Source organism: Thermogemmatispora onikobensis, from assembly GCF_001748285.1.
Classification (GTDB): domain Bacteria; phylum Chloroflexota; class Ktedonobacteria; order Ktedonobacterales; family Ktedonobacteraceae; genus Thermogemmatispora; species Thermogemmatispora onikobensis.
Genome location: NZ_BDGT01000066.1, coordinates 1 through 21,479, shown reverse-complemented (window position 1 = coordinate 21,479; position 21,479 = coordinate 1). Strand labels below are relative to the sequence as shown.

Below are 21,479 nucleotides of genomic sequence, written 5' to 3'. Positions count from 1 at the left end.
TGAGAGGGGAGGCAGGCGTCGAGGGTGGGGTCGGTGATTGGGGTGAAGTCGTAACAAGGTAGCCGTACCGGAAGGTGCGGCTGGATCACCTCCTTTCTAGGGAGTCGCAGGAGGAGCAGATCGCAGGCAGCTCGTTCTGCCTCGCTCACTCCTTCTCTCCCAGGTCGATCCTGTCGCCCGTCTCGGTGTCCCGACTTCTCCTCTCTGCGGAAGTCGGGAATCCGCGGAAAACCCCCTTGTCAGAAACTCTGACAGGTGGTAAAATAAAAAGCGGTGATCGGGTGGCAGCATTGCAGAGAACACCACTTGCCATAAGGCTAAGCCTGGCAGGTCGGTCGTCATAAACTCGCCTTATCACTCTCCAGGTGTTCGGGTCACCCGGCACCCGTCGATGTGACCTCGTCGGCTCCTAACTGTGGGCTATTAGCTCAGGTGGTTAGAGCGCAGTCCTGATAAGACTGAGGTCCCTGGTTCGAGTCCAGGATGGCCCACCCACCCGCACAGGGGGATGTAGCTTAGTTGGTAGAGCGCTGCCTTTGCACGGCAGAGGTCAGGGGTTCGAATCCCCTCATCTCCACCTGAGGGGATGTCAGTTCCCTACCAGGCGAACTGCCTCGCTGATTATCCGCCTGTCCATGCAGGTGGAGCGGTGACTATAGCGGAAGGGAAACACCCGTTCCCATCCCGAACACGGAAGTTAAGCCTTCCAGCCCCGATGATACTGCGGGGGCAGCCCCGTGGGAAAGTAGGACGTCGCCGCCCCACCTGCCTGGATGGGCGCTTTTCTTTTCTCTACCTCTCCTCCCTCCCTCCCTCCCTCCCCTTGCCTCCTCGCATCCCTCTCATAAGGCAGAAGACAACGATAGACACCTACGCTGCGCTTCGCCTATAATAGATTCTGAACCCATGATGATGGTGTTCTCTCCGTCGCCCCAGCTTACGGCGGCAGCGATCGTGGCCGCTGCGCTGGTCGGCTACGGATCAATTGTCTTGCTCTACATCCTCTCTGGCGAGCTTGTTTGACTGGGGGACTTGCGTGATGAAGCCCTGGAAGCTTTTGACACGCCTCGCTGTAGTGGTCTTCCTCGTGTTAGTCATTGTCGCTATCTTCGGTCCCAACCTGGCCGATTTTGCTAAGGGCCTCCTTGGGAATGTGGGCAAGCCTTTCTCTAGCACGCTGTCGTTCCCTTCCTCTAACATCCAGGCCCATCTGGTCCATGCTCCTGACCAGGCGAATGCTTTGGCCCCTTCCCCTTCCCACCTGCAAATCGCTGTCCAGGGCCTGAAACCTGCTACCACTTACTATCTGACGATCGATGAGGGCAGCTGTGGCGGCTCCACTCTCCTTTTAGTCGGCCCGCTGACGACCGATGACACGGGGACCGCCCTCAAGGATTTCTCGCTCAATCTCAGCGACCCTACCGGCCTGGCCTCGCGCAAGCTGTGGCTGAATTTCCATCGCGATAGCTTCAATGGCACAAGCAGCGCCTGCTCGCCTATTGATACTTCGCTGCTGCGTTAGAGAGAGACCTTTCAGCTTCAACTGGCCACCCTATGAACGACGCTCCGGCACCGGCGAGGCTCAGCGCCTCATGATGAGCACCTTGAAGTTGCCCAGTCCCGCGGGATCGGTCAGGGCCAGGACTCGTTGACGCAGGTTGTACCAGCGGAGTAGGGCGATCTGTCCTTGATCCGTGGCGCGCTCTTGATCTGCTGCCGAGAAGTGGGTACGGCGGAGCTGCTCGAGTTCCTCGAAAATGCCCAGGTGCTCTAACCAGGCGCGCTGCGTGGTGAAGAGGCGCAGACGAAGGCCATGACGACGTCCTTCATCGATCAGTGCGCTGAAATTCACATGGGCCGTGATGTCCTGCTCTCCGGGCCTTGCCAGTGGCTGCTCGTTGACACGGTGTTTGTGGTAACAGAGCAGTGTCCCTTGAGGTCGGGTACGGCGGTAGAGCCGCGAGGCCCGGTCTCCATAGTCGATCACGAGCAGGAAACCTCGCCGCAGCAGCGAGGCTTGCAGCTCTACCCAGCGGAGGGCCTCCAGGTTGATCTCTGCCCTCCAGCCGTTGGGGAAGCTTCTCCAACGCATGCAATAACGGTCAAGGTAGGTGACCACTTCCGGTGCTGGTGGGGCGGCGAGCTCCCGCAATCTGCCTTTTTCGAGACCCACGTAGATCTCGTAGAGCTGCCCCTGCTGCACTTCCACGAGGTGGATCGGAAAAGCGTCGACTAGCTCGTTGGCCAGAATAACATGAGGGACTCCCTCTTGTTCGCGAAGCTGTTGCAGCACTTCGGCAGAAAGAATGTCTTCCCCCCGATGCAGGTCGAGGCCGCGGTAGCTGAGGGCTGTAGCAAATGCCGGTTGCTCTTGCTCTGCCCAGGCGCGAACCCCCACCTCTAGCTCGCCTCGCCTGGCTCCTTGCTCCCAGACCCGTAAGGGCTGCGGGCGGCCTAGCTCCTCCCACATCTGCCAGAGTTGGCGCCCCAGGCAGTGGGCGAAGAAGTCTCCGAGGTCGCCGCTCGTGAAGTAATCCCCGGACCAGCCGATGCGCGGAGTACCAGCTGCATAGTAACCGCTCTCTGGATCATAGAGCGCTATGCGCATATATTCGGCGAAGGACAGTGGCCCCTCGCGCTCGATGCGCGCGATCAGTCTCTGTTCAAGGAGGGAACTCGTGGCCATTGGTGCATCCTTGGGAACAGCTTGAGCTTGATTGAGAACAAGTGTGCCGCATCTTAAGGAGGCTGAGCAGGCGCTTGCTGCTGCTGTCAATGGGCTTCCGCACAGGTCCGCGGCGGGGGGGCCGGCTGCCGCTAGGGACGGGTTGGGACGGTGAAAAAGTGCATGAGCACCAGGTCAAAAGCAACCTCGGGGCTGAGTCGGCTGCGCTTCAAGGCGGCATCCGTTTCGACGAGCTGGCGATAGATGAATTCAAGCTGAACAAGACTGAACTGCCGCGCTTGCTGAACAGCTCGCTCGGCGATGAAAGGCGCGATGCCCAGCGTCGAGGCAATCTCTGCTGCGCGCAATCCTTTCTGCGTCAGCTCTTTGACGAGGAGAAGCGTGCGCACCTGCGAGAGCATGAAGCCCAGTAAGAGCAATGGCGGCTGCCCTTCGGTCAGCAGGCTGTGAAGAATGTCCAGGGCCTGCTTCTGTCTGCGCTGGGCCAGGGCGTCGGTCAAATCGAAGATGCGCGTCTCCTGCACCTGGGCAGAAAGGGCCCGCACTTGAGGAACATCGATGGTGCCGCCTTCACCGACATATGTGGCAAGCTTCTCCAACTCGTTGGCCAGCATACGGGTCTGGCTGCCGATGAAGTTCGCCAGCAGCGTTACCGCCTCGTGCGTAATGCGGACCTTGAGCTGCGCGGCGCGCTCCTCGATCCACCGTTCGAGCGCGGCTCCTTTGGGGAGCAAACTTTTGATCTCCTGACCATGACGGCGGGCCGCCTCCACAAGAGGATGACGCGCCTCAAGGGCCTCATCAACCAGGAGGATCAAGGTAGTCGAGGCCGGCATCGCCGGCACAAAGCTCGCCAGCCCCTGCTCAAAATCGGCACGCGAAGCAGGACCCGCTTTCTTGCTCCCCTTGCGCGCCCGACTGCGCTTGCGCTCCCCGGCACCCTCTCCTGTTGCTGAGCCTGCCCCCTGATCGCTCTCGGCAGAAACGCTGGCTGCCTCTCGCTCCTGAGCGGTCGAGGAACTACTCCGTCGCTTGCGGGGCAGCCCCTCGACGATTACTAGCCGACCTTCGCTCAGGAAAGGGAGCGTACTGCACGTCGCTACGATGGTTGCCAGCTCGGTTTCGTCGCCGTGGTAGACATCCTGGTTGTAGCCAAAATCCCCCTGCCGACGGAGGCGCCGCAGCGCTTCGCGGCTGCTGAACTCATCATCGCCATGCAGCAAATAGAACATAGACCACCATTCACCTACTCACTGGCCCTCAGTCAAAAAAAGACGCCCCCTGGCGACAGGCGACATTCCTGGCTGGCCCCAGCCGCAGCTGACTCACTCGGGGACGAGCGTGGTGGGCCGACGTGAGCGACGGCTCTCCGCCCGCGCGACAAGCCAGTCGGTCAGCATGCCGCCAACCAGACCCAGCACGCTGCACAGGAACAACGAGCCGAAGAAGGTCGCCCCAACCTGGGCATTGGGCAATGGTGTATCGAAAATCAGCGTATCGACCCAACCCAGAATAGCGAGCAGGCCGATAAACGCCCCGATGAAGGTTCCCAGAAGCACCGCCCAGCGCCGCCTGACCAGCACTACGCTGACCCAGAAGATGATAAAGAGCGCAAGGGGCAGCGACAGCAAGAAACCGAAGAAGCTGGCCAGGAAAAGCCCATCGCTGGGATTAATGATGAGTGCTGGTCCTCCCATAGACCTCGCATTGCCTCCCGCTAGCTAGCTTTTGCGTTCGTATTATACTGCAGCTCCGGAAGACTGACAATAGTGGCTCCTCCCAATCGCATCGAGGGGGGATCGAGCTGACCTGGCCTGGCTGCTCGGGTCAACCCCAGAGTGCTGAAAATGTGGAAGCCGAGGACTGGCGGCCAAAGGCTACCTGCTCCTTGCTCTTGCTGGCCCTGCAACACCTCCCGGCGCCCTGCGTATATATAGGCAGCCAGATCCTGGAAACAATTTGGCATCTTAACCAGACGAATTCGAGGAAAAGGCCATGATGAATCGAATGACAACCCTCGGCTTGGACGAGCGTCTAGAACGGGTGCTTGCTTATGCTCTCATCTGGATCTCGGGCCTGATCCTCCTCGTAGTCGAGAAGAATCGCAATGTGCGCTGGCACGCGGCCCAATCGCTGGTGACCTTTGGCTCACTCTCGCTGGTTGTGCTGGCACTTCAGTTCTTGCACGGGGTGCTGGGTCTGCTGCCCCTCTTTGGCTGGCTGATTGGGTTTGGCCTGAGTCTGCTGATCAACCTGCTAGGCTGGCTGATGCTCTTGCTCTGGCTGTGGCTCATGTTCATGGCCTGGCTCAGGCCGGACTATCGGCTACCCTTCTTCAGCCGGCTGGCGGACAATCTCGTCTAGCCCCGGCCCCGCTGGGGCGCGCTGCAGCGGCTGAGGACAGCAGCGATCAGGCTCCCGCTCAGGGTTGCCAGGAAATTCACTACATCGTTGTTGACTCCCGGCCAGCCACGCACACGCTGGGTGAGGCTACCACACCGTTGGTGGCGACGCTGCTCGGTCTCCTGCCCACAGCGCGGGCAACGATAGATGGTCTGGAGGGTGGCACCGAGAAGACTGTCGATCAGACTGCCTGCCAGACCGCTAAGCCAGGCGATGGTGGCGAGCGGAAGCGGTCGGCTGTGGTCTGGCTCACTGGCACCGCCGGGGCGCAGCCGGGCCAGGGCGAGCAAGCCCTGCAGCACTATGCCAGTTGCCAGAGCGCCCGCCGCTGCAGCCAGCGTGCCCGGCCAGGAGACTCCCCCTGAGATGCCCGGCGCCACCGGACGCCCGCTTGTGATCAGACGGGGAGGACGGCTCGTCAACATGCCTAGCTCAGTAGCCCAGGTATCGGCTGTTGCCGTTGCCAGAGCGCCCCCAAAGGCCGCCAGCCAGGGATCACAGGAGGTGCGCTCAACCTGGACCGGCGAGAGCACTGAACGCCGGCGTAGCCCATAACGCAACGCGCACCAGGTGGCTACACCTCCGTTTGCTGCCACTTGCAGCATGTCGCGAGCACTGCCCTTGTTGGACTGCTCCGCCGCGATAGTGGCCTTCTGCTGCTGGCGGAAGCGAGAAAGGAAGCTGGAGGAGAGGAAGAAGAAGATAAGGGAGAGGCCCAGCTCCCAGCCACCTGCGCCGGCGGTCACCGTGCCAGTCACGATAGCCGCTGGCACCCCGCTGCGACTGAGAGCGCCTCGGCGCCGCGCCAGCAGGCTAATCCCACTACTCACCAGTAACCAGGCTAAGAACTGCCACCACCACGGGAAACGGTGGGCGCTCCTTTTCTCCATCGCCGTGTCTCCTCCTTCTTTTGTCTGGCGAATGAGAAGCATCTGTCCTATCTTTTGTTACAGAATGCCGACAGGGCCAGTTCTATTGTAAAAAGGGCCTTGCTCGCCTGCAAGGGAGGGGGAGGGTAGTCTGCAGCGGAGAGAAGTAAGTAGTACTTTTGGCTGGGAATTATGGATCTATAGTATCATATCAGTGAGCCTGGTCATGTTTATCACCAGGTGGCTATAGCAATCGAGGCAGGCAGCCAGCGCAGTGCGTTGCGTGCCAGCGAAAAGCATGCTACACTGCGAGCGAGCCAGATCCAGGAGCGAAGGTGACGGCCTGGTGAAAGTGAGGAGCAACAGTGATTAGGTGTAGCAACTGTGGAGAGCCAGTCGCTGCCGGCATGGCGACGTGCCGGCGCTGCGGCTTGCCATTATCTGGCGGAGTTGGAAGTGCTGCAGGTGCTGCAGATGCGCAGAAAGGGGTATCTCAGCGGTCAGAGTTGCCGGCATGGCTGCAGTCGTTACGGGCAGGTGAGCGCTTGCCAGCGGGTACTACTGGCCCTATCCCTCTCTCTGCCGCTGATTTGATCGACGAGGAGAGCCTCCCAAGCTGGATGCGCGCCGAGCAAAAGGAAGATACTGCAGAATATCAGTTTCCGGCCAGTGCCCAGCTTGGCGGGCCGGCGGGCTACGCAGCAGCCCCGCCCGCCCGAGGGATTACTGCCCGCTCTCTCATCGATGAGCAGGCCCTGCCTTCCTGGATGCGCGAGGGGCAGGGACAGGAGGGGACGGGAGCACGTGAGAGTGGGCTGAGCGGTCAGAAGGATATTCCCGCCTCAAGCCTGGTTGAGCCGGAGGCCCTGCCAGAATGGATGAAATCTTTAGGGCCGTCGACGGCTGCGGCTGGCCCGGCTGGGGCCGGAGTGGAGCCGTCGGGACCCGCCTCTCCAGAGTGGAGCCGGGCGACAAGCGCCCAGCCAGGACCAGCTCCCGCACCCGGGCAGCCGCTGCAGGCCCACGATTTGATTGATCCCCAGCAGTTACCGGACTGGCTACGGGGCCAGAGCGCGACTGGAGAGGCGGCCCCGAGGCTGGACGCTCCCGCAGCCGGAGGCGCTACCCGCCTGGAAGCAGCTTCTTTGATCGATATGAGCGCTTTGCCCGCCTGGCTGCGTGAGGGTCAGCTGGAAAATGCGGGCTTGAGACCAGCCTCGCCATCCCCAGGGGCGCAAGGAGGATCGGCAGCTCCCCCTCCGACGCCGTCTCTGCCCGCCGGCGGGCTGACGGCGGCCTCACTCATCGATATGAATGCTTTGCCCGAATGGCTACGCTCCTCGATGGAAACGCCTGCTCCCGCTGGCTCTCATGGACAGGACCCGATGGCCGTCCAGGAGCCTGGGCGAACGTTGCCCGATCCTATGCAACCGCGCGTTGAGAATATGCGTGTGCCCAGCCGGCCCCGTACGGAGCTGGGCGTCAGCGAGCAGAGTGAAGCGGCGGCCAATGTCTTCGCTTCTCTCCTGGGGGTGGCCTCGGCGACGCCTTCGCTGCCCACTCAGGGAACTGACCCCCGCTACGGGCAGATGGCGCCGGCCTCACCTCCAGCGGCGGGAGCCGCTGGGGCGGGAATGCCCGGAACGCCTGGGAACCCTCCAGGGTATCCCGCTGCCTATACCGGTATCGGCGCCAATGCCGGCGCGAATCCTGTTCCGGCGGCTCCCGCCTATATGGCGCCGCCTCCATCTGCGCCGCCTCCAGGGCCAGGCGCCGAGGCCCACGCCCAGTCTCGAGCGCAGGCTCAGGCCCGGCCTGCTAAGCGTAGCTTCCTCGATGTGATTCGTAGCTGGTTCCCGCACTAGGTGAGAGAAGAGGGGTGTTCTGGAGATGCAGACGCAGTTGAATCAGCAGGAGGGTCAGGCAGCCGCTCATAGAAAAGATGCCGCTGCCGCAAATTCTATTTTGGTTGCCGACTGCGGCAGCGTGCTGACCAAGGTTTCGTTGCTGGGCCTGGTCGAAGGACAGTATCGCCTGATGGCACGCGGCGAGGCCCCGACAACGCTGGCTACTCCCCAGGAGGATATTACTCGGGGCATCGTCCAGGCTATCAACGAGATTGAGCTGGTCACGGGGCGGCAGATTATTGTCGATGGCCGTTTGCTGGAGCCGGAGCAGCCGGATGGCAATGGCGTGGATGTCTTCGTGACCACTATTAGCGCTGGCGGCCCGCTCCGGTTGGTGGTTCTGGGCGCGGCCAGCCCCGCGTTGACGGACCTGGTCAGCCAGGCGGTCTCCGGCCTCTATGCCGAGACCCAGGCCCTGCCGTCTCCAACGTTTACCGCCAGTATGGCCGCTGGCCAGCTCACGCAACCGGGCGCTACCCCCTTGCCAGGGGTCAGCCCCCTACCCTGGACCCCCGAACGTCTGGCCCTGGAATGGCGCCGGCAGATCGACCGCCTGCGCGAGCTACAGCCGCATGCGGCTATCATTGTTGGTATGGCCGATGGGCCAGCAGGAGCCACTCCGATTCAGGAGGCCTGCCAGCTTTTGGTGAATGCGGCCCAGGAGCAACGCGAGAAGACGCGGCTTTTCCCTGTGCCGGTGCTCTATGCCGCCGCCCCTCAGTATGTGGAGGCCTCGCGACGCCTGATCAATGGGGCCGGTGAAGTAATGCGCCTGGACCCCCTGGTCTCAGCCTCCAATCTCGGCCCGATCAGCCTGGCCGCCAGCTCACTCTACGAACGCTCGATTCTGCGCCGTTTGCCCGGCAGCGAGACCCTCTGGTCCTGGTCCTCGGCCTCCCCGGTAGCCACAGCAACCTCCCTCAGTAGCCTGGTGCGCTTTCTGGCCCACCACTACACGATGAACGTCATGGCCGTCGATGCGGGAGGGGCCAATACAACCTTGCTGTTAGCTGGAGAGCGCGGGGAGTTCATCCCGATGGTCAAGGCGGGCATCGGCGTCGGCTCTGGGCTGGGCGAACTGTTGAAGCGCGTTGGCTCCCAGCATATTAGCCGCTGGTTGCCGTTTGACGTCTCCGATGAGGAGCTGCGCCAGTTTGTGCTCAATACGATGCTGCACCCCCATGTGGTCCCCAGCAATCAGCGGGAGCTGCAAATCAGCCAGGCCTTCGCCCGCGAGGCGATCCTTCTGACCGCCGAAGCCCTGAAAGGGGGCGCCCTCAGCAATTTCTCGCCCGATCTGATCCTGGCTACCGGCGGTGTACTGGCTCATGCCCCACGCCCCGCTCAGGCAGCTTTGATGCTGCTCGATGCCTTGCAGCCGCGCGGCGTGACCTCGCTGGTGCTGGATCGCACCTTGCTCTTCCAACAGCTGGGGGCGATCGCAACCGTGAACCCGGTGGCCGCTGTGCAAGTCAATGAGAACGATGCCGTGACCCATCGCCTGGGAACCTGCGTGATCCCCTATGGGACTCTGCCGCCCGACCAGATTGCGCTGCGCGTCGTGGTAGAGTATAGTAATGGACGGCAGGTCCAGGTCGAGGTCATGAGCGGCTCGATTGAAGTGGTCCCTCTGCGCCTGAATGAGCAGGCTCTGCTGACACTCTATCCTGCTCAGACGGTCGATGTGGGGCTCGGTCCCGGCGAACGGGCACGCGCTGCCGAGGAGATCGATGGGGGCCTGGTTGGCCTGATCATCGACGCCCGCGGGCGCCCGCTGGTACTGCCGGCGGATAAGGCCGAACGCCAGGCTCGACTCTTGCAATGGTCTCAGGCCATTGGCGCCTAGCCTGATACAGACTACCTAACGGTTGGCTACTGGTACTGGCTGCCTGCTCACGCCAGCACGGCTCTGGCTCGATCTGGTTTGCACATCGGTCCTGTCGTTGTTGTTATTGTTCTGTTGCAACTCAAGGGTTCTCTGAGACCGTTTTCATTGATGATGCACTTGTGATCTGGCGCGCGTGTGGGAGGCGCCAACTACGATGGCCTATCCCCTGGGGTGGTCTGTACGCTTACAGGCTGTGGTGCGCAGAGAGCGCTGGCCTGGTGGTTCGCGCGCAGGAGCGGTGGCGCTGGTCTATCCCGGCCAGACAGTCGAGCCTGACCAGCCAGTGATCCGGCTGAAGCGTGAGGAGCCTGGCGAGAAGCTTGGCGGCCTTCCCCGTCTCTCTCTGCCAGCGGTGACGCGGAAGCTGCCGACGATCCAGCCAACGCAGACCCATCACCTGAGCGATACGGAGACGGCGCTAGCCGTGCCTGCACTGGGTGAGGAGACAGTGCCGGCTGGCCTAGGGGGGCGTGTTGTCGATGTGACGGCTCGCGGTGGAGTGGTGATCGAGAGTCAGGTGCTGGCGATCCAGGGAGTGCTCGGCGCTGGCCCCCAGGTGGCCGGAGTGCTGACGCTCTGGCAGGCCCGGGATGGTGGCGCTGCGCGTTCGAGCCAGCAACCTATTCCCCCCGGCGCTATTCTGGTGGTGCCCGGCCCGCTGAGCTTCCTTTTGCTGCGCCATGCCCTCAATTCCGGCGTGGTTGGCATCGTCGCCAGCAGTATCTTTCTGCGCGACCTTGAGGGCTTCCTTCATGCCGACCTGTTGGAGTTGGTGAACAGCCCAAACGCTGAGGACCGGCAAGCTCGCTTGCCGCCCTTGACGATCATGTTGACAGAGGGTCTGGGGAGTTTGGCAATGCCGGCGCGCCTCTTGCAGCTGCTGAGCTGCTATCAGGGCCGGGTGGCCCTTCTCTCTGGTTTCACCTCGGTTCGACAGCCTGCGCTGCCAGAGCTGCTGATCTCGCTGACCACCGCTGAGGCCGAAGCCCTCCCCAGCCAGGAGCCAGATCTGGCCCTGGTGCCCGGGGCGCGCGTGCGAGTCTGCTCTGGTGACTACTGCGGCAGAACGGGCGAGATCCTCTCGCTCTTTCTCCATCGTCAGCGGCTCCCTTCAGGGGTATTCGCTCAGGCGGCCCGTGTGCTTCTGGAGGAGGGCGAGGTGATTATGGCCGCCCTCTCCTGCCTCGCTCGCATTGGGTAGCTCCGCGGCGGTCCTCTCCTGTTGAAAGGAGGCGCTGCCTCACAGTCCTGCGCTCCTCTTTTTTATTTTCTTTGTATCGTGGTCATCCTGGTTTATTAAGAATCTGCTGAGGTGCTGTCTTGGCTGCCAGCGATTGGAATGCGACCCTCTATGACGCGAAGCATGCCTTCGTCTTTGCTTATGGCAGCAGCCTGATAGAGCTGCTGGAGCCGCGCCCGGGTGAGCTGATTCTGGATGTAGGATGTGGAACGGGCCATTTGACGGCGACCATTGCGCGCAGTGGCGCGCAGGTGGTGGGCCTCGATCGCTCGCCGGCGATGATAGAGGTCGCTCGCCAGCACTATCCGAGCCTCGAATGGCACGTAGGCGATATTCGCTCTTTCTTCTACTCGCGCCCCTTTGATGCCATCTTCTCCAACGCCACCCTGCACTGGATACCCGAGGCCGAGGTGGTAGCCGCGGCGCTGGCTCGCTTGCTCAAAGCGGGCGGGTGCCTGGTCCTGGAGATGGGAGGACGCGGCAACGTAGCGGCAGTCTGCGCTGCTGTGCAGGAGGTGTTGCAGGAGCGGCTGGCGGTGACGCCGCCCAATCCCTGGTATTTCCCTGCTCTGGGGGAATATGCGGCCTTGCTGGAGGCTCATGGCTTCGAGGTCCAGGCCGCCTGGCTCTTTGAACGACCAACGGCGCTGGAGGAGGGTGAGCGAGGGCTGCGCCTCTGGCTGGAGATGTTTGGCTCTGCGCTGCTGGAGGTAGTGCCCGCGGACCGCAAGGAGGAGATTCTGACCGCGATCGAGGCCAAAGCCCGCCCTGCTCTCTTCAGAGAAGGACGCTGGGAGCTGGATTATCGCCGTCTGCGCCTCCTGGCTCGCCGTCTTTGAGGAAAGTGTTCTTTCCTCCCTCCGAGTTATCCACACCGGTGGAGAGTTATCCACATATGTCACCACAAGATGTGGATAACTCCCCCGATTCCACCACAAGATGTGGATAACTCTGTCTACTGCTGAGGTAGCAGCAATGAGCGACCTGTCATCTCGCGCGGTTGAGATAGCCCCATAATCTGCAGGATCGTGGGCGCGATGTCGGCCAGAATGCCGTCGCTGCGCAGCCTGGCATCGGCGAGCTGGGGCACGACCAGATAGAGCGGCACCGGGTTCGTCGTGTGGGCCGTCATGGGCTTGCCACTATCGTAGTAGATCATCTGCTCGGCGTTGCCATGATCGGCAGTGATCAGCAGGCCGCCCCCTACCGCCAGCGTAGCCTCGACGACACGCCCAACGCCGGCATCGACCGCCTCGACTGCCTTAATGGCCGCCTCCAGGACACCAGTGTGACCGACCATGTCGGCGTTGGCATAGTTCATAATCACAAGGTCATATTGGCCACTGCGGATGCGCTCAATAGCTGTCTCGGTGACACCTGAAGCGCTCATCTCAGGCTGCAGATCGTAGGTCGGAACCTTGGGCGAGGGCACAAGCAGACGATCCTCGCCAGGGAAAGGGGTCTCGCGACGCCCGTTGATAAAGTAGGTCACATGAGCATATTTCTCAGTTTCCGCAGTGTGGAACTGATGCAGGCCGTGCTCGGAAATGACGCGGGCCAGCGGCATCTCAACCTCGTCGGCGCGGAAGGCTACCTCTGCCGGCAGACCCGCCTCGTACTCGGTCATCATAACGAAGACCAGGTCCCGCAGGCGAGGGCCGCGCTCGAATTTGCCAGCGGCCTGGGGCGGCAGTTCTTCGAGGACAAAGGCTTTGGTCAGTTGGCGGGCACGGTCGGGACGGAAGTTATAATGGATGAGGGCGTCGCCTTCCTTGACAAGGGCCAGCGGATGCTCCTCTTCCATAATCACGGTGGGGACGATAAATTCGTCGGTGATGTTGCGCTCGTAGGACTGCTGGATAGCAGCCACCGCCGATGAGGCGCGCTCTCCTTCGCCGCGCGTCATGGCAAGGTAGGTCTTGGCGGTGCGCTCCCAGCGGTTATCACGATCCATAGCGTAGTAGCGCCCGCTGACTGTGGCCACGCGCGCCGGATGATCGCCGCCGATCTCGCGGGCCCGCGTCTCTAGACGCTTCATGAACTCGATGCCGGCGGTAGGTGAAGTATCGCGCCCATCGGTGAAGGCGTGGATATAGACGCGCTCGATCTCATGCTGACGGGCCAGGCGCAGCAGCGCCTCCAGATGATCCTCGTGGGCGTGCACGCCACCGTTGCCCAGGAGGCCGCAGATGTGCAGCTGCGAGTGATTGCGTCTGACGTGCTCGATGGCCTTGAGCAGGGCCGGATTCCGGTAAAAGCTGCCGTCCTGGATAGACTCGCTGATGCGGGTGAAATCTTGCAAGACACGCTTGCCTGCTCCGATGTTCTGATGGCCGACCTCGGAGTTGCCCATTTGACCGGCGGGGAGGCCGACAGCCTCACCCGAGGTTCTGACGAGGGTGTGTGGCCAGCGGCGCTCGAGCTCGTCGATGTGAGGCGTGCGGGCCAGAGCAATGGCGTTACCCTCTGTGCGCGGGTTGAAGCCCCAGCCATCCATCACGATCAGCACGAACGGGCGTGGTCGCCCAGGAGATGCCTTACTCATCGTTCCTCGTTCTGCTCCAGTCGAAAAGTTAAGAGGTGTGTCCTATTGTATCATGGCCGCCGCTGACCTTCAGCAGGCTGCAACTAAAAGCCGCGGAGCTGGCGCTCGCTGACCAGAGCGAACGGGGAACAGAAGAGACGAGAGGCTGTCTGGCCGGACAGGCAAAGCTGGCTATCGCCTGTGGCCAGAGGCCATGATATAATAGATCCGTTGCACTTGCTGTAACCTGTCCTGGATCAGGCAGAGAGGCAGATCGCTTCCAGCAATTCCCCCGCCAACAGTGCTCAAAGCTCGAAGAAGGAGAAGACCAATCGTAGCGAACCAGCATAGGAACGACTCTATTAGGGAAGGGAAGCGAATATACACACATTCGATGCGAGATATCATTGTAGAACTGGCCCGGATCTTTCGCGCACATAACAAACAGCTGTATATGGTGGGGGGGACAGTGCGTGATGTGCTGCTCGGGCGCAGTGAGTCAAGCGACGCCGACCTGGCGACGGATGCCCGCCCAGATGAGATCAAGCGCCTGGTAGCGCCGACGAAGCCGACGGCCATTGTCCTGGTAGGGGAGCGCTTTGGCACGGTGCGCCTCCACTACGGTGAACATATTATTGAGATTACGACCTTCCGCGATGAGCGCTACAACCCCGAGTCGCGCAAGCCGGAGGTCTGCTTCGGCACCGTCCTGGAGGAGGATCTGCGCCGGCGCGATTTTACCATCAATGCGATGGCCTATGATCCCTTGACCGGCCAGCTCTATGATCCCTTCGGCGGACGCCTCGATTTGGCGCGACGCCTCTTGCGCGCCGTCGGCAACGAGCCTGATAAGCGCTTCGATGAGGACCCGCTGCGCCTCCTGCGCGCTGTGCGCCTGGCGGCCCAGCTGCACTTTACCATCGAAGAGGAGACGCGCCATGCTATTGCCCGTCAGGCGAGCAAGCTGCAAAAGATTAGCCGCGAGCGCATTCGCGACGAGATGCATAAGCTGCTGCTCTCGCCCCATCCGGCGCGCGGCCTGGATCTGCTGGTCGAGCTGGGGCTGATGCAGTGGATTATTCCCGAGGTGCTGGAGCTGCGCGGCGTGAGCCAGCAGCAGAGCCAGCGGAGCGTCCCGTCAAAGGATGTCTATGCGCACGTGCTGCGCGTTGTAGAACGCACTTCACCGCGCCCGGTGGCACGTTGGAGTGCGCTGCTGCACGATATTGCCAAGCCGCGCACTCGCACGGTCGAAGATGGCAAGGTGCATTTCTTCGGCCATGAGGAGGTCGGGGCAGCAATGGCCCGCGATATCTTGCGACGCCTCCACTTCGATCGCGATTTCTGCGAGCGCGTCGCGCGCGTGGTCCGCTTGCATATGCGCGCCAATGCCTATAGCTCAGATTGGACCGATGGGGCGGTACGTCGCTTGATGCTGGAGGCCAACGACGATCTGGAGGATTTGCTGGATCTCTCCCGCGCCGATATTACCAGCTACCGCGCCGATAAGGTTTCACGCGCCGCCGCGCGCGTCGTGGAACTGGCCGAGCGCTGCCGCCGCTTGAAGGAGGAGGCCGAGCGGGTACCGCTGAAAAGCCCGCTTGATGGCCATGAGCTGATGGCTATGTTCGGACGCGGCCCCGGCCCCTGGCTGCGACCCCTGAAGGACTATCTGCTCAGCCTGGTGATCGATGGCGTGCTGGCCCCCGACGATAAGGAGCGCGCCGCCCAGTTCGCCAGGGAGTTTGTCGTCCAACAACAGCAACAAGAACAAAAACAGCAGGAAGAGCAACATGAGGGTGTGAGCCATGCCAAAGAATAAACCAGGAGCGCAAACGCAGTCACAGGCGCAGGCTGCTGCCTCGCCCCCATCCCCCTCTTCATCTGCCTCCCAGAAGCTCAAGACTGGCGAGCAGTCTGCAGAGGCCCGTAAGGGACGGCAGGAGCAGAAGTCTCGCATCGGTGGCCCGGCAGTGCCGGGAGCGAAGTCGACCCTGCCACGCACGGTCACTGCGACCGATCCTCAACAGCAGCAGTACGAGAACCTGAATCGGGAAATGCGCCGCCGCCTGCGCCAGATGAAAGCCGGCCCCTATAGCGAGACCTCCTCTCCCGCCGAGAAGTATCGCAAGAAACTAGAGAAGCAGAAGAGGAAAAAGGAGCAGCAAAAGAAAGCCGTTGAAAGAATTGTCGAGACGGCTCCGCGTCAGATCCACCTGGGCCGCCGCCTGATCTATTTTGTGGTTGGCATCGTGCTGGTCCTGGTGGTGGTGATCACCCTGGCCCTGCTGCATCACTTCGGCGTCTTCTAGCGTGTACTCAGCTCACGCTGCTTGAGCTGAGACGCGCAGACCCCCTCTTGCTCTGACGCGCCAGTCTTCTCCGCCAGGGTGCGCTACCCTCTCTTGCCACAGGCTTTAGAGGAGCTTGCGATGGAGGATGGAGATCAGCGTGTCGGTCAGCGTGAGGATCTCCTCGAACTGGCGCGCCTGCTCCTCCAGAGGAAGACCACGGCTCTGCCAGCGCGGGAGCAGGGCTTGCTCGAAGGCGGCGATCTCGCTGCGCACCAGCTGGCGCAGGTGGAAGCGAATCAGGGTGACCAGGGCCAGCGGCAGGCCCTGCTCCATCAGCCGGCGGTAGAGTTCGACCAACAGGAGATCGTCGCCTGTGAACAGAAGCTGTTCGCCCTCCTGAACGGGAAAAACTAGCTCCAGTCGGAGCAGCTCATCGAACAGCTCGGGGGAGATCCCTGTCTGCTCAAGCAGCAGCTCTCGGCTGAAGCGGGTCTCTTGACTGCCTGCCGCCAGGGGACGCAGCAATCTCTGCTTCAGGGCCAGATTCATCTGGATCTCGCCGTGTTGGGCGCGGATCTCCAGAAGCTGCCTGATAAGCTCAAGTGGCAGGTTGTGCTGCTCTTTCAGCTCTTTGATCAGGGTCAGAACCCGCACGTGTTCCCCGCTGTAGTAGGCAATGCGGCCTCTCCTCTGCGGCGGCGGAAGCAGGCCCTGCGTATTGTAAAAGCGGATGGTGCGGCTGGAAATGCCTGTCACCTGCGATAGTTCATCAATACTCAGCTCACGCTCGGCATCTTCTTGCTGCAAGGAAAGCGGACCTCGGCACGTGTGAGATAGTTGTTGCTGTTACATATAACGTGCCGCTGGCCCGCTTTCGAGACTCACTGGACCAAGGGCGGGCCGGGTCCGACCCGCCCCGCCGGTCCTCCCTCGTTCAGGCGGAGGCGCTACTCCCTCCGGCAGCATCGCTGGCGGGATTCAGCTCCTCGGGTGTGCCGATGACCTCGGCCAGAATTTCTTCGTCCGAGATATCGCGCCGTATGGTCGCCTGGCCGATAAAGTAGATGACGGCTCCAGCCACCAGCGAGATCGCGGCAAAGCCTACCAGCGAGAGATCCCAGGCCAGGGTGCTGATCAGGGTTGTCCAGGGCGAGATGAAGATGACGGCCACTCCGAAGGCGCTGGCGATGCAACCGATGACCGCGCACAGGTAGAAGACCCAGTCTGGCGCCAGCTGCACGCGCTGGAAGCTCTCGCGGTACTTGTAGCGGATGTAGATTACATCGATGAAGAGGAATACCATCGAGATGCACCAGATGATGGTGACTGCGGCCTGCAGGACGTCGTAAACAACCGTCGAGAGGTCCGAGGGCTTGAGGGCCTGGATAACGAAGGGGGCGATGATGAAGGTAATGACCGTCAGGACGCCGGAGATGATACTCTGAACCAGCACCGCTACCCAGGGCACGCGGTTGCGGTTGACCTTGCTCATGACGGTGGGCAGGCGCCGGTCAAGGCCGGAGACGAAGAGCAGGCGCCCGAAGGAGTAGTTGTAGACGACGGTGTTGAAGAGGAAGAAGCCAATGAAAATCAGGTTGACGATGGTGGCCAGCACCGTGCCCGCCGGGCCAAAACCGTATTTGACCGCTGCTGCTACGACGGAGGGGTTGCCCTGGCTCTGGATGGCTGGGGGAACGGCCATCATGACGCCGAAGGTGCCAAGCAGATAGGCCACCATGACGACGACTGAACCCCAGAGCAGGTAACGGGTGATGGCGCGCGTGTTCTGGACCTCTACCCCCATGTTGAGGGGGACCTCGATGCCCAGCAGGGCCAGGATGACCAGGCCGTAGAAGGTGTAGTTCGTGCTGTTGAGCTGCCAGTGGGCAGCGGAGAAGTCAGCCTGGACCGGGTGCCCGCCCACGAGCCAGATCAGGCCAGCAAGGCCGACCAGCAGAATGGCGCCGCCATAGGCGACAAAGATGACGTTGACGAGGTTCTGCGTCACACGGAAGCGTAGCACCGAGAGCAGGCATGAAAGGGCGATGACCAGGAGGATCACCAGGCCCTGCTCCCAGGGCTCTGGTAAGAGGTTGAGACCGTACTGGCTGCCAAGCTGTTGGATGAGGGAGACGACGGCGTCGCCGGTGGCGATCATCACGAGTACGCCTGGCCACCAGGCGCAAAAGCCGGCAAAGAAGCCCATGAAGGCCCCAAAGGCGCGCGTGGTCCAGACGTAGATCGACCCCTCTCCGGGAAACATCAGGCCAAGCTGGCCGGTGACGATGGCTCCAGGGATGAGAAAGGTCAGAAAGCCTAAGATCCAGTAAATAAAGGCCGCTGCTCCGGCTCCCGTGACAACGCTGGAGTTGCTGATGAAGAGGACGATGGCGACGAAAATCGCGACCATGTCGAAGGAGTTGAGGACCTTCGGGAGAATGCCGCCCGCGATGCGCTCAGAACGCAAGACTGTGCCGCTGTTCTCTGCTGCTGTCTCCATAAGTGTTTGCCTCCCGGCTGGAAAGCTGGCCGCTCTCTCCCTTCGCCTGCTCCTCGGCGGGCGCTCCTCTGTTTGCCTGGGTGTTGTGCCTGCCTCCCTCTCTGCCTCTCTGCCTCTCTGCCTGCCGTCTGGACAGGGCTGGCAGGTGGGGCCTGGCTGCAGAGCAGAGGAAGGAGGAGAACGCTGGCGAAAGGCAGGGCGGCCCTGACGACGGTCGGTCGATCAATCGGTCCTTCTTGAGTGAGGCTGTCGAGGGCGCCTGGCCTGGGCTGCCTGCTAGGTCTTTGGTTGGTTGGTTGGTTGGTTGGTTGGTTGGTTGGTTGGTTGGTTGGTTGGGTTTGGGCGCAGGTTGGGCGCGGCAGGGAGGCGCAAAGCGCTGAGGACCTGGCTGGCTTTGCTCCTCCATTGGAGACGGGGCGCCCTCGCTTGCTTTCTTGCTTGCTTGGTGGGTCAGGCTGCCTGCTATGCGGCAGGGTTGTCTTGAGTGAAAAAAGATCCCCCCTTTCCCGTGGCTTCCTTTCACAACGGGAAGGTGCGTCCCTGGCCTAACCAGACGTCAGCGATGGTCGGAGCCGTTTAGGTGCCAGCGCTGGCAGCGAAACGTTCTCTACCTAGAGTATAAACAATAGTTGATCCGTGCGCCAGGGTCAGCTTTTCTTGGCTGAAGAGGTGGGCGATGGAGAAGGGGTCGCTTGCTGGCCGCTGGCGTTGAGCTTGGCCTTCTCTTCGGCGATCTTGCGCTGGACGCCGCGCAGGTAGGCTTGAGCGCCGTCGAGGTCGGCATCGGTAATGGCCTGCAGCTGCTTGGGCATCTGCTTCACCTGCGTCGACCAGTTCTCCAGCACGGTCTGCAGGGCCGCCAGCACCTGGTTGTCCTGGCCAATATTCGCCAGCCACTGACGCGCTTGCTTGAAGGCGCGCAGGGTGACGTTCAGGAAGTCGCCGGTGACGTTGGCTGCCAGGGTCAAGAGCGGGCTGACGAAGACGTTGTAGGCTGTGCGCAGCAGGCGGGCCGCGGCGATGGCGGCGTCCAACGAGACCCCTTCGATGTTCTCCAGCGAGGAGATCAGCTCTTTGCGCACCGAATCGGCGCCTGCCTGGAAACCGCGGTTAAAGGCGTCGGCCACCTGGCGCTCGATGTTGCTGGCGGTGTTGCCGATTGTCTCGGGGATTTTGGGGGCCAGCTGCGATGCGGCTACCACGGCCCCGCCGGTGGCGGCCACGCCCAGGCCGACGAGCACGCGGCGCCGCGTGAGGAAGCGCTTTTTGCGACGCGGCTTCTCTTCCTCGTAGTGTTCCTCTTCCTCCTCTGCTTCTTCTGGGGGGAAAAACTCCGGTTCGGCCAGCCGGCGGGTGGCCAGATGTCTGGTGGCTCGTCGCCTGACCGGCGGGATCGGTTCGCCGCTGCTGCCTTCCTCTTCATAGTCTATCGGCTCATCCTCGTAGCGACCAGCTGCGACACCAGGTTGGCCATAGCGCTCCTCAAACTCGGGGGTGACAAAACCGTACTGCTCCGGTTCGTCTTCCGCGATCGCTATGACCTCATCGCTCCATTCTTCTTCGGCCTCTTCTTCCTCCGGTAGCGGGCGGCGTGAGGGCAGACGTGAGGGGCGCAGTCCGCCTGTGGCGTACAGCTCTCGGCTATAGAGCGTATGGCTTCGGCCCCGTGCCGACGGAAGCAGCTCCTCCTCCGTCTCGGGGGGCGCGGTCAAGACCCCCTCGCTGTGCAGGCTCATCTCCTCGCGTTTGCTCGCCAGGATGCTCTGACGCATCAGCTGTCGTGTCCGGCGCAGATCAGGGCGCCGTGTTAGCAGGGAGCCGGAGGGGGTGCGACTGCTGCTAGCGGAGGGCCAGCGCGTATGCTCTGTCTGTCCACGATAGCTCTGCGACCTCAGATCTTCATAATCCTCCTGATTGTACTGGCGGCCCGGGCTTCTGCGGTATAGCCTTCTCTCCATACGCTCGTTTGTCATGCATTCCTCCCAACACTGATCAGGCTGTCTTCTGGTCGGCGGCGCGGTCTCCTTGCCAGCGTCGGTGGCCTGAGTAAGCGTTGAACACTGTGCGCTTTATACTCATTTTACCTCATCGAAGAGCGGTTCGTCTAGCACGGCGCGCTGTTCTACAGAAAAAAACGCTCGCCTCCCGACTCTTTGGCCCTCGCTCTTCGCGGGGCCGGTCCTGATCGTGTTGTCTGGCTCTTATTATAGCCCGGGTCTCAATGGAATGTCAAACGTTTGTTCTAATTCCGCCGCTGCGGCTGGGAGCGCCGGCCTCGGCGTCGGAGCAGCAAGAGGGTGCCCACTGCCAGGAGTGCGCTGCTGGTCAGGGCCAGGGCGTTGCCCAGCCGGCGCCTGGCCGCGGGGAGTGGTGGGGCAAAGATGGCTGCCCGCTCAGGGTAGGGTCCCAGTCGCCCATTAGCCGGCAGGCGCAGGGCGAGCTGGAGGACTTCGGCCAGGTGCAGGGCACGACGTGGTGTGGTCTGGGCGATCTGCTCGCGGCAGCTAAAGCCGTCGGCGACGACCAGGGTTTCCGGGCGGGTCGCGCGCACGGTCGGCAGCAACAGGCGCTCGCCGACCTGCCGGGAGAGTGCGGCATGCTGGGCTTCGAAGCCAAAGGCTCCGGCCATGCCGCAGCAGCCGGCGTCGGGAACCTGCACTTGTAGGCCGAGCTTGCTCAGCAGGCTGCGCTCGGCGGCAACGTTCATGAGTGCGCGCTGATGACAGTGGGGCTGGAGCAGGACCTGACCTTCCAGGCGTGGCCAGTGGTAGTCTCGGGCCTGCTGCTCTAGAAATTCGCTCAGTAGGAGGACGCGCTCTTTGAGCTGCTGCGCCTCCGGTCGCTCGGGGAAGAGGTTGGGCAGCTCATCGCGGAAGACGGAGACGCAGCCCGGCTCTAGTCCAACGATGGGGATGCCCTGCTCCAGGTAGGGGCGCAGGACGGCCTGTATCTGCTCTAGCTGCCGTTTGGCGGTGGCAAGCATGCCGTAGTCATAAAGCGGGCGCCCGCAGCAGAGGGGAACGGGCGGTAGCTCGACCTGGAAGCCGAGGGTTTCGAGGACTTCGACGGCGGCGCGCGCTGTTTCGGGATGGAAGTAGTTGTTGAAGGTGTCGGGCCAGAGCAGGACCCGCGGGCGCTGGCTCTGATCCGCCGGACGCGGGCGACTCT

At 62.1% G+C, this 21,479-nt stretch carries 17 protein-coding genes, 2 tRNA genes and 2 rRNA genes; 12 read left to right on the top strand and 9 right to left on the bottom strand.

The window, feature by feature from the left end; genetic code table 11:
- From BGC09_RS23165 to BGC09_RS19975, 5 genes are all read left to right on the top strand, one after another.
- Nucleotides 1-96, top strand: a 16S ribosomal RNA gene (locus BGC09_RS23165); the annotation flags it as partial.
- A 321-nt stretch (nucleotides 97-417) separates the two neighbouring features.
- Nucleotides 418-491 (top strand) — tRNA-Ile (locus BGC09_RS19990).
- A gap of 13 nt (nucleotides 492-504) precedes the next feature.
- Nucleotides 505-577: transfer RNA gene (locus BGC09_RS19985), tRNA-Ala, on the top strand.
- 68 nt (nucleotides 578-645) lie between these two features.
- Nucleotides 646-762 (top strand): 5S ribosomal RNA (rrf, locus tag BGC09_RS19980).
- 277 nt (nucleotides 763-1,039) lie between these two features.
- Nucleotides 1,040-1,522: a hypothetical protein gene (locus BGC09_RS19975; protein ID WP_069805979.1), complete on the top strand. Its 483-nt coding sequence runs from the start codon at nucleotides 1,040-1,042 to the stop codon at nucleotides 1,520-1,522.
- A gap of 60 nt (nucleotides 1,523-1,582) precedes the next feature.
- Here the strand turns inward: BGC09_RS19975 and BGC09_RS19970 are convergent, their stop codons facing one another.
- The 3 genes from BGC09_RS19970 to BGC09_RS19960 all read right to left on the bottom strand — a co-directional run bounded on the left by BGC09_RS19970 (nucleotide 1,583) and on the right by BGC09_RS19960 (nucleotide 4,383).
- Nucleotides 1,583-2,686 carry a class I SAM-dependent methyltransferase gene (locus tag BGC09_RS19970; RefSeq protein WP_069805978.1) on the bottom strand — a complete coding sequence of 368 codons (1,104 nt, stop codon included), beginning with the start codon at nucleotides 2,684-2,686 and terminating at the stop codon, nucleotides 1,583-1,585.
- Nucleotides 2,687-2,817: 131 nt separating this feature from the next.
- Entirely contained in the window at nucleotides 2,818-3,918 is a 1,101-nt protein-coding gene (holA, locus tag BGC09_RS19965; RefSeq protein ID WP_069805977.1) for a DNA polymerase III subunit delta, read from the bottom strand.
- Nucleotides 3,919-4,011: 93 nt separating this feature from the next.
- Nucleotides 4,012-4,383, bottom strand: a complete 372-nt coding sequence (locus tag BGC09_RS19960) for a hypothetical protein (protein WP_069805976.1) — start codon at nucleotides 4,381-4,383, stop codon at nucleotides 4,012-4,014.
- 298 nt (nucleotides 4,384-4,681) lie between these two features.
- Here BGC09_RS19960 and BGC09_RS19955 point away from each other — a divergent pair, with 298 nt between their 5' ends.
- Complete coding sequence (locus BGC09_RS19955; RefSeq protein ID WP_069805975.1) at nucleotides 4,682-5,050, top strand: DUF4870 domain-containing protein; 369 nt, start codon at nucleotides 4,682-4,684, stop codon at nucleotides 5,048-5,050.
- Here BGC09_RS19955 and BGC09_RS19950 read toward each other — a convergent pair.
- Nucleotides 5,047-5,979, bottom strand: coding sequence for a DUF92 domain-containing protein (locus BGC09_RS19950; RefSeq protein WP_084659155.1), 933 nt, complete (start codon nucleotides 5,977-5,979; stop codon nucleotides 5,047-5,049). The genes BGC09_RS19955 and BGC09_RS19950 overlap by 4 nt on opposite strands.
- Nucleotides 5,980-6,503: 524 nt before the next feature.
- On the opposite strand from BGC09_RS19950, the gene BGC09_RS19940 reads away from it, so the two are divergent.
- From BGC09_RS19940 to BGC09_RS19925, 4 genes are all read left to right on the top strand, one after another.
- Nucleotides 6,504-7,823 carry a hypothetical protein gene (locus tag BGC09_RS19940; RefSeq protein WP_141727875.1) on the top strand — a complete coding sequence of 440 codons (1,320 nt, stop codon included), beginning with the start codon at nucleotides 6,504-6,506 and terminating at the stop codon, nucleotides 7,821-7,823.
- A 25-nt stretch (nucleotides 7,824-7,848) separates the two neighbouring features.
- Nucleotides 7,849-9,711 (top strand): glutamate mutase L, encoded by a 1,863-nt coding sequence (locus tag BGC09_RS19935; protein ID WP_069805972.1) that lies wholly within the window; start codon nucleotides 7,849-7,851, stop codon nucleotides 9,709-9,711.
- A 196-nt stretch (nucleotides 9,712-9,907) separates the two neighbouring features.
- Nucleotides 9,908-10,954, top strand: coding sequence for a hypothetical protein (locus BGC09_RS19930; RefSeq protein ID WP_069805971.1), 1,047 nt, complete (start codon nucleotides 9,908-9,910; stop codon nucleotides 10,952-10,954).
- A 119-nt stretch (nucleotides 10,955-11,073) separates the two neighbouring features.
- Nucleotides 11,074-11,832 (top strand): class I SAM-dependent methyltransferase, encoded by a 759-nt coding sequence (locus tag BGC09_RS19925; RefSeq protein ID WP_069805970.1) that lies wholly within the window; start codon nucleotides 11,074-11,076, stop codon nucleotides 11,830-11,832.
- A 116-nt stretch (nucleotides 11,833-11,948) separates the two neighbouring features.
- Here BGC09_RS19925 and gpmI read toward each other — a convergent pair whose 3' ends face one another.
- Nucleotides 11,949-13,538: a 2,3-bisphosphoglycerate-independent phosphoglycerate mutase gene (gene gpmI, locus BGC09_RS19920; protein ID WP_069805969.1), complete on the bottom strand. Its 1,590-nt coding sequence runs from the start codon at nucleotides 13,536-13,538 to the stop codon at nucleotides 11,949-11,951.
- Between the two features lie 373 nt (nucleotides 13,539-13,911).
- Here gpmI and BGC09_RS19915 point away from each other — a divergent pair, with 373 nt between their 5' ends.
- Both BGC09_RS19915 and BGC09_RS19910 read left to right on the top strand, forming a co-directional pair.
- Nucleotides 13,912-15,339 carry a CCA tRNA nucleotidyltransferase gene (locus tag BGC09_RS19915; protein WP_069805968.1) on the top strand — a complete coding sequence of 476 codons (1,428 nt, stop codon included), beginning with the start codon at nucleotides 13,912-13,914 and terminating at the stop codon, nucleotides 15,337-15,339.
- The gene (locus BGC09_RS19910) at nucleotides 15,326-15,829 is read left to right on the top strand and encodes a hypothetical protein (RefSeq protein ID WP_069805967.1); all 504 of its coding nucleotides are present in this window, start codon (nucleotides 15,326-15,328) and stop codon (nucleotides 15,827-15,829) included. The genes BGC09_RS19915 and BGC09_RS19910 overlap by 14 nt, the downstream gene beginning before the upstream one ends.
- Nucleotides 15,830-15,934: 105 nt before the next feature.
- Here BGC09_RS19910 and BGC09_RS19905 read toward each other — a convergent pair whose 3' ends face one another.
- The 4 genes from BGC09_RS19905 to BGC09_RS19890 form a co-directional block, all read right to left on the bottom strand.
- Nucleotides 15,935-16,618, bottom strand: a complete 684-nt coding sequence (locus BGC09_RS19905; protein ID WP_069805966.1) for a MerR family transcriptional regulator — start codon at nucleotides 16,616-16,618, stop codon at nucleotides 15,935-15,937.
- 127 nt (nucleotides 16,619-16,745) lie between these two features.
- Nucleotides 16,746-18,311: an APC family permease gene (locus BGC09_RS19900; RefSeq protein ID WP_069805965.1), complete on the bottom strand. Its 1,566-nt coding sequence runs from the start codon at nucleotides 18,309-18,311 to the stop codon at nucleotides 16,746-16,748.
- 647 nt (nucleotides 18,312-18,958) lie between these two features.
- On the bottom strand, nucleotides 18,959-20,284 hold the full coding sequence (locus BGC09_RS19895; protein ID WP_069805964.1) for a hypothetical protein: 1,326 nt from the start codon (nucleotides 20,282-20,284) through the stop codon (nucleotides 18,959-18,961).
- Between the two features lie 269 nt (nucleotides 20,285-20,553).
- A partial coding sequence (locus tag BGC09_RS19890) for a (Fe-S)-binding protein (RefSeq protein ID WP_141727873.1) occupies nucleotides 20,554-21,479 on the bottom strand: 926 nt, incomplete at its 5' end.